This window comes from Arthrobacter sp. FW305-BF8, from assembly GCF_021789315.1.
Classification (GTDB): domain Bacteria; phylum Actinomycetota; class Actinomycetes; order Actinomycetales; family Micrococcaceae; genus Arthrobacter.
Genome location: NZ_CP084561.1, coordinates 4,395,736 through 4,408,447, shown reverse-complemented (window position 1 = coordinate 4,408,447; position 12,712 = coordinate 4,395,736). Strand labels below are relative to the sequence as shown.

12 protein-coding genes are annotated in these 12,712 nt (G+C 68.4%); 1 reads left to right on the top strand and 11 read right to left on the bottom strand.

Translation table 11 applies throughout. The features are described 5' to 3' along the window. Positions 1 to 17: 17 nt before the first annotated feature. The 4 genes from LFT45_RS20080 to LFT45_RS20065 all read right to left on the bottom strand — a co-directional run bounded on the left by LFT45_RS20080 (position 18) and on the right by LFT45_RS20065 (position 2,732). Positions 18 to 896 (bottom strand): 2-hydroxy-3-oxopropionate reductase, encoded by an 879-nt coding sequence (locus tag LFT45_RS20080; RefSeq protein WP_236805329.1) that lies wholly within the window; start codon positions 894 to 896, stop codon positions 18 to 20. A 40-nt stretch (positions 897 to 936) separates the two neighbouring features. Continuing rightward, positions 937 to 1,737, bottom strand: coding sequence for a hydroxypyruvate isomerase family protein (locus LFT45_RS20075; RefSeq protein WP_236805328.1), 801 nt, complete (start codon positions 1,735 to 1,737; stop codon positions 937 to 939). Positions 1,738 to 1,998: 261 nt separating this feature from the next. Continuing rightward, the gene (locus tag LFT45_RS20070; protein WP_236805327.1) at positions 1,999 to 2,412 is read right to left on the bottom strand and encodes an SRPBCC family protein; all 414 of its coding nucleotides are present in this window, start codon (positions 2,410 to 2,412) and stop codon (positions 1,999 to 2,001) included. Beyond that, positions 2,409 to 2,732, bottom strand: a complete 324-nt coding sequence (locus LFT45_RS20065; RefSeq protein WP_236805326.1) for an ArsR/SmtB family transcription factor — start codon at positions 2,730 to 2,732, stop codon at positions 2,409 to 2,411. Before LFT45_RS20065 ends, LFT45_RS20070 begins: the two co-directional genes overlap by 4 nt. Before the next feature lie 371 nt (positions 2,733 to 3,103). On the opposite strand from LFT45_RS20065, the gene LFT45_RS20060 reads away from it, so the two are divergent. Continuing rightward, positions 3,104 to 3,310, top strand: a complete 207-nt coding sequence (locus tag LFT45_RS20060; protein ID WP_236805325.1) for a hypothetical protein — start codon at positions 3,104 to 3,106, stop codon at positions 3,308 to 3,310. A gap of 52 nt (positions 3,311 to 3,362) precedes the next feature. On the opposite strand, the gene LFT45_RS20055 is transcribed toward LFT45_RS20060, so the two are convergent. Genes LFT45_RS20055 through LFT45_RS20025 form a run of 7 tightly spaced genes read right to left on the bottom strand, consistent with a single transcriptional unit; the run spans position 3,363 to position 12,705 of the window. Continuing rightward, positions 3,363 to 4,769 (bottom strand): UDP-glucose dehydrogenase family protein, encoded by a 1,407-nt coding sequence (locus LFT45_RS20055; protein ID WP_236805324.1) that lies wholly within the window; start codon positions 4,767 to 4,769, stop codon positions 3,363 to 3,365. A gap of 1 nt (position 4,770) precedes the next feature. Continuing rightward, entirely contained in the window at positions 4,771 to 5,913 is a 1,143-nt protein-coding gene (locus LFT45_RS20050) for a phosphotransferase (RefSeq protein WP_236805323.1), read from the bottom strand. Then, on the bottom strand, positions 5,877 to 7,172 hold the full coding sequence (locus LFT45_RS20045) for an aminoglycoside phosphotransferase family protein (RefSeq protein ID WP_236805322.1): 1,296 nt from the start codon (positions 7,170 to 7,172) through the stop codon (positions 5,877 to 5,879). Before LFT45_RS20045 ends, LFT45_RS20050 begins: the two co-directional genes overlap by 37 nt. After that, positions 7,169 to 9,088, bottom strand: coding sequence for an ABC transporter ATP-binding protein (locus tag LFT45_RS20040; RefSeq protein WP_236805321.1), 1,920 nt, complete (start codon positions 9,086 to 9,088; stop codon positions 7,169 to 7,171). Before LFT45_RS20040 ends, LFT45_RS20045 begins: the two co-directional genes overlap by 4 nt. After that, positions 9,088 to 10,269, bottom strand: coding sequence for a glycosyltransferase family 4 protein (locus LFT45_RS20035; RefSeq protein WP_236805320.1), 1,182 nt, complete (start codon positions 10,267 to 10,269; stop codon positions 9,088 to 9,090). The genes LFT45_RS20040 and LFT45_RS20035 overlap by 1 nt, the downstream gene beginning before the upstream one ends. After that, positions 10,269 to 11,489: a glycosyltransferase gene (locus tag LFT45_RS20030; protein WP_236805319.1), complete on the bottom strand. Its 1,221-nt coding sequence runs from the start codon at positions 11,487 to 11,489 to the stop codon at positions 10,269 to 10,271. Before LFT45_RS20030 ends, LFT45_RS20035 begins: the two co-directional genes overlap by 1 nt. After that, complete coding sequence (locus tag LFT45_RS20025; protein WP_236805318.1) at positions 11,476 to 12,705, bottom strand: glycosyltransferase family protein; 1,230 nt, start codon at positions 12,703 to 12,705, stop codon at positions 11,476 to 11,478. The genes LFT45_RS20030 and LFT45_RS20025 overlap by 14 nt, the downstream gene beginning before the upstream one ends. Positions 12,706 to 12,712 lie beyond the last annotated feature (7 nt).

Below are 12,712 nucleotides of genomic sequence, written 5' to 3'. Positions count from 1 at the left end.
ATCTGGACAAAAACTCTTTACTCCCGGCCGGAGAGCTGCAGGACCTGCTTGAAAAGTCCCGAGTGGTCCAGGCCGCCGTCGCCCTGGTTGACGGTGGCGGCGACGAGCTGGGCGACGACGGCGCCGAGCGGGATGGAGACGTTGGCTTCGCGGGCGGCGGAGGTGACGATGCCGAGGTCCTTGTGGTGCAGGGCGAGGCGGAAGCCGGGGTCGAAGTTGCGGTCCAGCATCTTCTGGCCCTTCTGGTCCAGGACCTTGGAGCCGGCCAGGCCGCCGCCGAGGACCTTGAGGGCGGCGTCGGTGTCCACGCCATAGGCCTCAAGGAACGCGATGGCTTCGCCGAGGACCTCGATGTTGACCGCGACGATCAGCTGGTTGGCTGCCTTGACGGTCTGGCCGGAGCCGGAGGGGCCGACGTAGACGATGGTCTTGCCGACGGCGTTCAGGACGTCCTGCGCTGCCTCGAAGTCGGCCTTCTCGCCGCCGACCATGATGGAGAGGATGGCGTCGATGGCACCCTGTTCGCCGCCGGAAACCGGGGCATCGAGGGGACGGATGCCCGCTGCGGTTGCATCGTCTGACAGGCGCTTGGCGACGTCGGGGCGGATGCTGGACGCGTCAATCCAGAGGGTGCCCTGCTTGGCGTTGGCGAAGACACCGTCCGCGCCGCTGACGACGCCTTCGACGTCGGGGGAGTCCGGCACCATGGTGATGACGACGTCGGCGTCCTTGACGGCGTCGGCGATGCTGGAGGCGCCCTTGCCGCCTTCGGAGACGAGCTTGTCGATCTTGTCCTGGCTGCGGTTGAAGCCGGTGACGGTGTGGCCGGCCTTGACGAGGTTGATGGCCATGGGCAGGCCCATGATTCCGAGTCCGATGACTGCAACGTTGCTCATGATGGTTCTCTTTCTGAAGTCTTTGTTGTGCGGGTGGGGACTAGGATGCGGCGTGTTCGCGGATCGCCCAGCTGAAGGCGGATTCCTGCGGTTCCTTGTATTCGAGGCCGATGTAGCCGTCGTAGCCTAGTTCTCGGCTGCGGGCGATCCACTCGCCGAGGGGAAGCTCACCGGTTCCGGGAGCCCCGCGGCCGGGGTTGTCGGCAATCTGGATGTGGCCGAAGTCCTTGGCGTGGTTCTCGATGACCGCGGCGACGTCGTCCCCGTTGACGGCCAGGTGGTAGAAGTCCGCGAGTAGTTTGATGTTCTGGGCGCCGGATTCCGCCTTGACCCTGGCGATCACGTCGAGCGCATCCTGGGCCTTGAGGAGCGGGTAACGCGGGGCTCCGCTGACGGGTTCGAGGAGGACGGTGCCGCCGATGCGGGCCACGCCCTCGGCTGCCGCGGCCAGGTTCTTGGCTGCGAGTTCGTCCTGCTCCTCCGGGCTGAATTCCTCCTGGCGGTTGCCGTAGAGGGCATTGAAGGCGGTGCAGCCGAGGCGCTCGCCGATGCCGGCGACGACGTCGATGTTGTCCTTGAACTCGGAGCAGCGGCCCTTCCAGGAGACCAGGCCACGGTCGCCGCCGGGCATGTTGCCGGCGTTGAAGTTCAGGCCGGAGAGCTGGACGCCGGCGTCGGTGATGGCGCGCTCGAAAGCCGTGGTCTCGGCGTCGGAAGGGACAGAGCTCTCAAAGGGCCACCAGAATTCGACGGCGTCAAATCCGGCCGCCTTCGCGGCCGCGGGGCGCTCGAGCAGGGGCAGCTCCGTCAGGAGGATGGAGCAGTTCACTGTGTACGTCATCGTAGGTCCTTCCGGGGAGGGGCTTTGATCTATCTTCCCTGCTTCTCGGCTTCTTTACCGTTTCCGCTTTGTGGAATTTAGATTCTGCTTTATGAAAAGTGTAGGGAAGGAGTGGTGGGGTAGTCAAGGGGAGCGGTCAGCGTGGAAGGACAGCGCAGGCGATGGCGCAGTTCTGGAGCCAGCACGGAAGCGCAGAAAGGGCCGGCACTCGACGTGCCGGCCCTTTCTGATGTGTGTGGTCTGTATTTTTGCCGTCGGGTGTTACGCCCGCGCTGCGTCGATGAGGACGCCGTCGATCCGGGACAGTACGCCGGGCCAGCCGTTGCCCATGCCCTCGAAGGCCTGCTGGCCCATCGGGGTATCCAGTTGGAAGCCTGCGTGCTCGAGATGCAGTACGGTTCCGTCTTCCACGGCCTCAAGAGTCCAGGTGACGGTGGTGTCCAGGCCGCCTTCGGCGAAGAGGAAGCTGATGGAGGTGTCGGGGTCGACGCTGAGGACTTCGCACTGCTGGGCGCCCCAGGCGCCCATGTCCAAGGTGAACCGGTGCCCGGCGACGGGAGCAATGTCGCCACTCGCCCACCAGCGCGCGAGCAGTTCCGGCGTGGTGAGTGCCTTCCAGACTGCCTCCGGCGCGTGCGGGAAGTGGCGGGTGAGGCGGATCGTGTTGTCGGTCATGGGTTCTCTTCTTCCGATAGTTCGTCCAGTAGGTTGCCCAGCGCATCGAAGCGCTGGTTCCAGTAGTGCTCGTAACGCTTCAGCCAACCGCCCACCTCGGCCAGGCCGGCGGCCTGAAGGTGATACACCCGGTGCCGTCCTCGCCGCTCTTCCCGGATGAGCCCGGCCTCGCGGAGCACGGCGAGGTGCTCCGATGCTGCGGAGCGGCTCTGCTCGAGCAGCCCCGTGAGGTCGCCCGCCGTCCGCGGCCCGTTGCGGAGCTCGTCCAGAATGGTGCGCCGTGCCGGGTTGGCCAGGGCGCCGAAGATGTCGGTAGGCACGGTTGTAGAATATGTCGGAAATTTCCGAAATGAAAGTGCTGGCCGCGTCCTGATGCGCTTGGCCGGGGAGTCCCGGCGGATTTCCGGGGGCGGCCCCTGTGGCTCCCGATCAAAGCAGTGCAGACTTGCCGGGTCCCCGGCCGCTTTCGGATGCTGGGTGGAAATATCGCAGCCGGGAAACCGAAAAAACCCCTGTTTCACGGAGCTCCGCGCTCGTAAAATAAAGGTGGGGCCGACGGCACGAGCCCCGGAGAGCGATCCTTACGAGCCCGGGGCGCCTTCCCAAAACGCCGCCGGCCCTTATGAACGCCGCCAGGTTTCGATCCGGTCACGGATCTTCCCGCCAGATCACGCTCATGTGACCATTGGGCATGAGCGAAGAACTTATGGCGGCGGCACCCTCCGGCGGTGGCGCTCCCCGCAATAGAACGGCCGGACTGATCCACTCCGAAGGCTCCGAGGCCACACGGCAGATGCGCGAGCGGGCCAAACGGCGCCGGGAAGCAGAAGCGAAACTGCAGCTGCGCCTGATGGACACCCGCAGCAAGTCAGCAGGAACGCCGGACCCGGCACTCTAGAGCATCACCCAATAAGGCATCACCCAAGAGCGGGGGACGTACCGGACGCCCGCTACGCCTCTTGCGCCACCTGCCCAACCAGTACCTGCCCCTGTGAACCACGCACCGGCAGCCGGCTGGGGGCGCCGAGTGCGCGGTAGTCCCAGCCGGCGGCGCGGTACGCTTCGGCGTCCAGCGCGTGCCGGCCGTCCACGATGTTCCGCAGCTGCACCAGAGCGCCGAGCGCGGCCGGATCGGCGCGGCGGAACAGGTCCCATTCGGTCAGGAGCGCCACGATCTCCGCCCCGGTCACGGCGGCCTCGAGGGTCTCGGCATAGGCCAGGTCCGGGTAGCTGCGCCGCGCGTTGTCCATGGCCTTGGGGTCAAACACGGTGACCTTCGCCCCGGCTTGGTGCAGCATGCGGGCAACGTCCAGCGCCGGGGCATCCCGTACGTCGTCCGAATCCGGTTTGAACGCGGCGCCCAGGACGGTGACGCGGACCCCGGACAGGTCCCCGCACGCCATTTCGGTGATGAGATCCACGGTGCGCTGGCGGCGCCGTTGGTTAATGGCGTCCACTTCCTGGAGGAACCCCACAGCCTGCCCGACGCCGAGTTCCCTGGCCCGGTGCGTGAACGCCCGGATGTCTTTGGGCAGGCAGCCCCCGCCAAAGCCGAGGCCGGGTTTGAGGAACCGGCCGCCAATGCGGCTGTCATAGGAGAGGGCTGTAGCGAGCTGGCTGACGTCGGCACCGGTGGCTTCGCAGATCTCGGCCATCGCGTTAATGTAGGAGATCTTGGTGGCCAGGAAGGAATTCGCCGCGGCCTTCACCAGTTCGGCGGTGGCTAGATCCGTCACCACCACCGGAGTGCCGCCCCGGATGACCGGCGCGTAGCAGGCGGCGAGGAGCGCGCGGGCCTGCTCGGAGGCCACGCCGAAAACCAGCCGGTCCGGATGCAGCGTGTCCTCTACCGCGTGCCCCTCCCGCAGGAACTCCGGGTTCCAGGCGAGTTCAACACCCGCGCCGGCCGGAGCGTTTTGCTGCAGGAACGAGGTGAGGCGTTCCGCAGTGCCGATCGGGACCGTGGACTTGCCGGCGACGAGGCACTCCCGGTCGAGGTACGGTGCGAGCCCGGCAACGGCGGCATATACAAAATGGAGATCAGCGGCCGGCGAATCGGGCTCCTGCGGCGTGCCGACGCAGAGGAAATGGATATCAGCGCCCCTCGCTGCCGCGAAGTCCGTGGTGAAGCTCAGCCTGCCGGTCTCCAGCATCCGGCGCAGCAGTTTTTTCAGTCCCGGCTCGTAGAACGGCAGCTCTCCGGCCGACAGTAGACGGATCTTGTCGCTGTCGACGTCGATCCCTACCACCCGGCGCCCCAGCAAGGCCATGCAGACGGCATGCGTTGCGCCAAGATAGCCCGTCCCCAGGACGGAAAGGGAAAGTCCGCCCGGGCCCCGTGTTGGGAAATTGATCATGTCAGGTTCCAAACCGTGTCTGTTCCGGATGAGCCGCAACCAGGGACGTCGGATACGAAGCTGGCCGCGGTCCCCATATCGGGCGGAACGAGTACAGGCAGGCCAGCCGTAGGCGTGCTGACGCGCAATAGGCGTCAAGCCTGCCGGGGCTGACATCTAGGCGTTCGGCCGCGGACATGATGCTGGCGTGGGCGATGATGTACCGGCCGGTGCTGAGCAGGTGTTGCCGCCACCTGAGTTCCACGTGCACGTCCAAGTTGGCCAGGTCCAGGGCAGCCTCGGCCCGGCAGGACTCGTCGAAATCCAGCAGGCCCGGGGCGCCCGGGTGGTCTGTGCCGAGCATTTGCTTCTCGTGCAGGTCTCCATGAGCCCAACCCAGGGGGTCCCGGGGTTGGGCGAGGAGGCCCGCTGTGACTGCATCCGCCTGCACCATCAGGGCAGCGCGTGCCTTGGCGGCTTCGGCAATGCCCTCGCTGTGGTGCAGCCAGTGGTCGATCCACCGCCGCATGCTGACGGCTTCTTCCTCCGCATCGTGCAGCGGAAGCCGCTCCAAGTCCGTCCGGAATGCCGGACTGCTCGCGCTGGCCACGGTCTCAGTCCACGCCCGCTGCCACTCGGCCCACTTGGCGGCATAGAACGCGTCCGTGATTCCGGTCCTGTCTTGGCCGAGCTCGTAGAAGGAGCGGCCGGGGACGGCACTGAAGACCAGGACGTCCCGCCCTGCGGTAATGAGTCGGGGCGTGTTAAACCCGGCCGCGGCCAAGGGAGCGGCGGCAATAGTGTGACTGGCAGCCGCAGTTGGCGCCCACCCCGGCGGAAGCACCTTGACGTAGCCGGCTGGGGTGCGCAGCACGGCGCGCCTGTGGGCACGGTGAACCACGACTTCGCCTTTGGCTGACTCTGCGGCGAGGGCGGGCAGGCGGCGGTCAGTCACCGTGACCGGGTCGAACCGGCCCTCGGCGAAGCGTCCCGCCAGGACACCCGGCCAGCCCGGTTTGCGGACCTCAAGGACATAGCGGCCTGCCGCCATTTCGGGCCATGCACGCTGGACGGACCAGACGCCGCCTGCGGCGTCGGTCACGCGGCGGGGGACAGGAGGATGCCAGTTCATGGGATCAGCGCCCTTGCCCTGCTGAGATGCCATGACATGTCTGCTGCCCATTCCGGGGACCGGTCGCGGAAGGGGTCAACGCTGCTGTTGAAGAGCCGGAAGGCCGCCCAGGCATCCACCCCGGATTGAGTGAAGCGCCCGCCCGCCTGGAGGTAGCCGTCCACAAGACCGGCGGTTTTGGGGCCGCCGGCAGATGCACCGCGGGCAGGTCTATTTCCACCAGGAGCGCCGCCGGCCGCAGGCAGAACCGTCTCTTCCGCCGCGGCGAACGATCCCAGGTCGGCCTCGGCCGTCCCGGCGTGCGCCCGGTCGAAGTCAATAAGGCGCACCTCCGAACCCCCCACCAGCACCTGATCGGGCGAGAAGTCGCCGTGCACCAGCACGTGGCCGGGCTGGCCGTTAAGCAGCAATGCACTAAGTTCGGCTTCGATGCGCCTTGCCGGTTCCTCCAGTGCAGGCAGGAGGGAGGAAACCATGTTGCGGGTGGCCTGCAGCTGCGTGCTGATCCCCGCCGGCCAACTCCCCGCACCGTCCTGGAGGCGCGCATCAGCAACGCCGTGCAGCGTGGCCAGGGCTTCCCCGGCAGCGAAGGCGCTGGCGTCGTCGTCGAGCCCCGCGAGGTCACCGCCGCCCCAGGCGACGCACGCGCTGATTCCGTGGTCCAGGCACTCCGCGTCGCCCAGCTGGGGGAGGAGCGGGACCCCGTGCAGACGGAGGCGATCCAGGAAGTGGGTCTGCTGTCCGGCGGTGGCAGGTTTCGCCGCGGCCTTAATTACGACGGCGGTGCTCCCCTGGCGCGCGGACAGCACCAGCCGCCGTTCCGGCTTGTACCGCAGCACGCTGCTGCCCGCGAGCAGAGTCCCGCCCGGTCTGTTGGAGATGCCCAGCCGTTCGGCGCCGTGCTTGCGCAGCCACAGGAGGTTCTTGTACAGGGCCCAGTCGTCCTCCACTCCGCCTACCGCCACCAGCGTGTCCTGTTGCCCGGGGTCCGGCCGGAGGACGCGCATGTTCCCGCCGCGGGACCGTGACGTGCTTTCGCGCCGGAGCAGCTTGGCGGTGGGCGCGGCCAGCGTATACGCCCAGCCGTAGTCGAAGCTGCCGTTGCGGATCCTGCGGAAAGCCACCAGCAGGGAAGTGCCGGGCTTGTAGCGGACGCGCGTGACACGGACGGTCTCGCCGAGCAGTTCGGACAAGCGGCTGTTGTCCAGCAGCCAGGAAAGGGCAGGCAGCGCCGCGTCGCGGCTGGCCAGGGAACGGTCCGGGCCGCTGAAACCGGATGATGAGGCGGTCACGGCACCTCCTGCCTGAGTTCGCCGGGGTTAGGGCCGGCCGCCATGCCGGCTTCGCGAGGCGGGTGGTGCACGCCGGGGTCCTGGTCCGCCATCCAGTGGGCGAACCGGGTGCCGGAATCCCGAACCAGGTCTTCGGGCCGCCCGGCTTCGACGATGCGGCCGTGTTCTAGCCAGACGACGCGGTCGCAGGACCGCGCGGAGTGCGCATCGTGGGTGATGGTGATGGAGGTGCGCCCCCGGGTGAGGGCGGCGAGGGCCTGCAGGACGGAGTTCCGCGACACGGGATCGAGGCCTGCCGTGGCCTCGTCCAGAATGACGATGGGCGCTTCGCGGAGGATGGCGCGGGCGATGGCAATCCGTTGCCGCTGGCCGCCGGAGAGGTCCTTTGCCGCCTCGCCCAGGACGGTGTCGTAGCCGTTGGGCAGGGCGCGCACGAATCCGTCTGCCTGGGCCAGGGCGGCGGCCTTCTCGATGTCCTGGTCTGTGGCGTCGAGCCGGCCGAAGCGGATGTTGTCCCGCACGGAGGTACCGAAGAGCACCGAGTCCTGCAGCAGGATGGACACGTGCGAGCGGACGGAGGCGATCCTGAGATCGCGCAGGTCTTCGCCGCCGATCCGGACGCATCCGGTGCTGGGGTCGATCATGCGCAGGATCAGGCTGGCCAGCGTGGACTTGCCGGCGCCGGAGGGGCCCAGGATGGCGAGGTGTTCGCCGGCCGGGATGGTCAGGGTGATGCCGTGCAGCACCGTCCCGTCGCCGTGCCCGGCGAAGACGTTGTCCAGGACGATGTCCGGGGCGGCGCTGCGCAGGGGGCGGGCGTGGGGGGCCTCAGGCAGGTCCGTCTGGGCCTCGAGGAGGTCCGCGACGCGCTCGCCGGAGGCGGTGGCGCGCGCGATCCGGCCGGTCTGTTTGGCCAGGTCCTTCAGCGGCTTCATTCCGGTTTTGAGGTACATCAGGAACACCACGAGGTCGCCGGGGGTGATCGCGTGCTCTAGGACGCGCCAGCCGCCACCGGCCAGGACCACCGCCGTCGCAATCCCGATCAGCACGTCGGTGCGCCGCTCCAAACCGGCCGCCAGCCGCAGCGCGGCGACGCCGGTTCCGAGGGTGGCCTGGTTGCTCTTGCGGAAGCCGGAGCTGATGGTGTCCTCCAGCCCATAGGCCTGGACTTCACGGATCGCGCCGAGAGTTTGCGCCGCCGTGGTGGCGAGGTGTCCTTCGCCTTTGCGGGAGCTGCCGGCGGCCGCGGTGATGGGGCCCGAGCTGGCGCGGGAAAGCAGCGCGAACACCCCGCCGGCCAGGAACACCACCAGGGAGAGCAGCGGGTCGAGCCACAGCAGGATGCCGGTCATCAGAACCAGGGTGATGGTGTTGCCCAGCAGAGGCAGGCCGGCGGTGACCGCGACCTCCTGCAGCCGGGACACGTCCCCGACGAGCCGCTGGACCGTGTCGCCGGTGGAGGCGCGCGTGTGGTGGCGCATGGAGAGGCTTTGCACATGGCGGAAGGCCCTCGCCCGCAGATCGGATGCCACCCTGGACCCGACCAGTGCGAAGCAGATGGCCGACCAGTAGTTGGCAATGGCGCGTCCAATGCTGATGGCCACCACCGCCGCCCCACACAGGATGAGTGTCTGCACGTTGGCGTCCATGGAAGGCCCGGGCTTGTGCAGGGTGGCGCCCAGGGCGCGGGAGACGGCGTCCACCACCATCTTCACCGGCCATGGCTCCACTAAGCGGAAGATGACGTCGAACGCCAGGGCGGAGAAGCCGCCCGCCATCAGCCACCGGTGGCCCTGCAAGTGCGGGCGCACACAGCGCAGCGTGCGGCGGAGCCCGGATTCCGGCCTGGCGGGGCGAGCACGCCTGGCCCGGCGCGAGGAGCGGGCGGGGCTTGCCCGGGAGGGGGTCGCGCTCATCATGCCACCTCTTGGGTGATGGGCAGCGCAGCGGTAATCCGGGACAGCACGCCGTCCCAGCTGTAGAGCCCGACGGCGGCGGCCCTCGCCTGGGTGCCCAGGCGCTCGCGGAGCGCGGCGTCCGCAGCCAGGCGCCGCAGCGCCGCGGCGAAAGCCGACGCGTCACCGGGCGGGACGAGCAGTCCGGTGCGTCCGTCCTCCACAATGGACGGTATCTGGCCCACTGCCGTGGCCACGACCGGCATGCCGGCGGCGAGGTACTCGTAGACCTTCAGCGGCGAAAAGTAGTCGTCCCGGCCGGGGACGGGCCGCGGGTACGGTGCGGCCGCGGCATCACACTGGTGCAGCAGCCCGGGCACGTCATCCGGGGGCACCGCTCCCGTGAACTCGGCCTCCACGCCCAGTCCAGCTGCCGCCCGTTGCAGGTCCTGCCTGCCGGGTCCGTCGCCAATGATTTTTACAGTCCATCTGCAGCCGGCGCCCGCCAGGGCTCCGTTGGCGGAATCCTCGTTTGCCATCGCCACCGCTGTGAGCAAGCCCGGGACTCCGTGCCACGGCTTCAGCGTTCCCACAAATCCCACGGTGAGGTGGCCGGGATGCCGGCGGCCGCGCGGCCGGGCCCGTACCCGTTCGGTGTTCACGCCATTGGGTGCCAGCAGCGTCCTGGCGCTGGGAACCCTGCGCTCCACCCACTGCGCCACGGGCTCCGAGACGCAGGCCACCACGTCAGCGGCCAGCGCGTTGCGGCGCAGCGCGGCATCAGCGAGGCGGACGTCGAAGAGTTGCCGGTACCGCTGCTGCTCCTCGATCAGCGGCGCGTTGGCTTCGAGGACCGCGGGGGCACCAAGCGCGTCCGCCACCGAGGCCAGGGCTACGCTGAACAGCGAGTAGCGCTCATAGACCACGTCGCAGCCGTCGCGGATCACGGCATCGGCCAGACCCGCCGCGGCCTCATCGATGGCACGCTCGCGCTCTTCCCCGTCGGCAGGGCGGGGAGGAAGTTCAACGACGGCGAGATCGGCCAGATCGGGAGGCCGGCCGGCTCCAGCGCGGGTGCAGTAGACCGTGACCTCGGCTCCGGCCCGGCGCCAGGCCCGCGCGATCTCCTGCAGATGGACGGAGGATCCCTTGGTGCCGAAAACGGGAACTCCGGGGTCGGCGCAGACGTAGGCGACGCGCATCAGGCCACCTTCCTTGCGTCCAGCGACAGGGCCCGGAGCGCAACCGCCTGCCGCCGCACGTCGTAGTCCTTTTCGATCAGCGCCCGGGCGTTGCGGGCCATCGCAACCCGGTCGGTGGCGGGCGAGCTGATGCGGCGGATCGCCTGGGCCAGCAGATGGGGCTGTCCGGGCCGGGTCAGTATCCCGGTGCGCCCGTTGCGTACCGCCTCGGGGATGCCGGTGACGGCCGTGGAGATGCACGGAACACCGGCGGCCATGGCCTCGAGCAGGACTGTGGGCATGCCGTCCGCGTTGCCGTCGGACGCCACCACGCAGGGTGCGATGAAGGCATCGGCCGAATCCAGCAATTCGTGGACCTGGTCCTGCGTCTGCGGGCCCAGCAACCGCACACTCCGCACCAGCCCGAGCTGTTCCACCGTGGACTGCAGCTGTTCGGCCAGCACCCCCGTGCCGGCGATCCGCAGGTCCAACGGAAATCCCTGGGCCACCAGCTCCGCTGCGGCTGGCAGCAAGTACTGGAACCCTTTCTTTTCCACCAGCCGGCCGACGGCGGCCACCCGGACAGTCGCCCCTGGCGGGCGAGGATCCCGGTAGGGGAACCGGTCCAGCTCCAGGCCGTTCCGCACCAGGTGGAGGCGGGAGGTGGCGTCCGGGAAGAGGCGGCGCAGAAAGCGCAGGTTGTACTCGCTGATCGTCACGGAATGGTGGGCCTGGGCGAACTTGATCCGCAGATCGTCCTGGCTGACGGAGTCCAGGAAGATGTCCACAGCATGCGCCGTGAAGGAATAGGGGATGCCGGTGATGGCCGAGGCCAGCCTGGCCACGCTGGTGGGGGTGGACGCAAAGTGGACGTGCAGGTGCCGGACGTTGCGGTCCTTCAGGGCGACGGCGAGGCTGATGGCCTGGATGGCATCATTCGATTCGGTGGTGGCCAGTTCCGAGAAAAGCCGGGCGACGGCGGGGGCCAGACCGGCGGCCTCGGCCGCGCGGAATACATTCCACACGCCGATGGCACTTTTCGGCCGGCCGATATATGTCACGGGAGCTTTGACGCGGGCGAGTTCGGGATGGAACCGCGGATCGTCGGGCGGGCGCAGGGAGAAGATCTCGATCCTGTCCCCGGCTGCCTCGCGTGCCAGAATCTCCGAGACGATGAACGTCTCGGAGAACCGCGGGTACATCTTGAGGATGTAGGCAGTGGCCGGTTCAGACTGCAGCATGTGCTGCACCTTCCCTGACGCTGCTGACGCTGCTGGCACTGTTGACGCTGCCGACGGCGGGGATCAGCTCGGGCTGCAGGAGTTCGGCCGCCAGATGCGGCACGCGGACCAGCCCGTTGAGCAGCGCCCGTCCGCGGTCCACCTTCGTGCCCAGCCGGCGAGCCAGCCACCGGGAGAGGGCGCCCGGCGTGAGCGTGCCGATCTCGCGATATTCCATGTAGCCCGCGGAAGCCAGGGAAGCGGCCCTGATCCGCTGCTCGGACCGCGAGTGGATGCGCGGCACAATCAGGGCGGGAACGTCGGTGCTCATGATTTCGCAGACGGTGTTGTAACCGCCCATGGACACAATGGCCTGGGCACCGCGCAGGTGGGGCACCATGCCATCAAGCCTCTCGATGATCCTGACGCCTGCTCCGGCCCGCCGGCGCAGGTCTGCGAGCTGCTCTGCCGGCATCTGGGGTCCCGCGACGATCAGGTGCCCGACGCCCTCCGGCAGTTCCGCCTCCGCCGCCAAGGCGGCCAGCGCGTGTCCGTCGGAACCGCCGCCCACCGTCGTCATGAAGTAGGGACCCGGCATTGTTAGGTTTCCCGGAGCCGCCGGTCTGCCGGCCGCGAGGTAGCCCGTGAAGTGGATCAGTTGTTGCACGGACGGCGGGATCTCGCCCGTGGCAACGGGGTTATGCACGGCGGGATCGCCGTAGACCCAGATGGCGTCAAACAGGTCGTTGACCACGGGCGCGCCGCCCACCCTCTCCCACTCAGCGATGGCCGCTTCAGGGGCATCCAGGATCTCCCGCAGCCCCAGCACCGTGCGGACGGACCCGGCTGCGCGCGCGCGGCGCAGGGCTGATTCCAGTTCACGGTGGATGCCCGTCGCGTGGCGGTCAACCACCACGAGGTCGGGGAGGAACCCGCCCAGCACAGAGTCGAGCAGGCCTGCGCGAAGCGAGACCAGGTCCTGCATCGGGACGCTAAGGTTGCGGGGCTGGTAGCCGGCTGGCCCCTTTTCCACCGCAGGCAGGATGATCCAGTCCCAGCCTGCAGGAACGTCGAACCCGGGAGCCAGCGCCGTGCCGGAAACGAGGATGCCCGTCACATCGCGGCCGGTCAGGACGGGAAGCTGGTTACTCAGGGCATGGGCCAGCGCGAGGTTGCGCCGCACGTGGCCGAGGCCCACCGAGTCGTGTGAATAAAGAACAATCCTTAAGCGGTCCATGTGGTCC

Bases quoted from the DNA above. Each gene is read 5' to 3' on its own strand.
- LFT45_RS20035 (WP_236805320.1), bottom strand. From the start codon at position 10,269: ATGCGCGTCGCCTACGTCTGCGCCGACCCCGGAGTTCCCGTTTTCGGC.
- LFT45_RS20070 (WP_236805327.1), bottom strand. From the start codon at position 2,412: ATGACCGACAACACGATCCGCCTCACCCGCCACTTCCCGCACGCGCCG.
- LFT45_RS20075 (WP_236805328.1), bottom strand. From the start codon at position 1,737: ATGACGTACACAGTGAACTGCTCCATCCTCCTGACGGAGCTGCCCCTG.
- LFT45_RS20040 (WP_236805321.1), bottom strand. From the start codon at position 9,088: ATGAGCGCGACCCCCTCCCGGGCAAGCCCCGCCCGCTCCTCGCGCCGG.
- LFT45_RS20030 (WP_236805319.1), bottom strand. From the start codon at position 11,489: ATGCTGCAGTCTGAACCGGCCACTGCCTACATCCTCAAGATGTACCCG.
- LFT45_RS20025 (WP_236805318.1), bottom strand. From the start codon at position 12,705: ATGGACCGCTTAAGGATTGTTCTTTATTCACACGACTCGGTGGGCCTC.
- LFT45_RS20080 (WP_236805329.1), bottom strand. From the start codon at position 896: ATGAGCAACGTTGCAGTCATCGGACTCGGAATCATGGGCCTGCCCATG.
- LFT45_RS20055 (WP_236805324.1), bottom strand. From the start codon at position 4,769: ATGATCAATTTCCCAACACGGGGCCCGGGCGGACTTTCCCTTTCCGTC.
- LFT45_RS20050 (WP_236805323.1), bottom strand. From the start codon at position 5,913: ATGGCATCTCAGCAGGGCAAGGGCGCTGATCCCATGAACTGGCATCCT.
- LFT45_RS20060 (WP_236805325.1), top strand. From the start codon at position 3,104: ATGAGCGAAGAACTTATGGCGGCGGCACCCTCCGGCGGTGGCGCTCCC.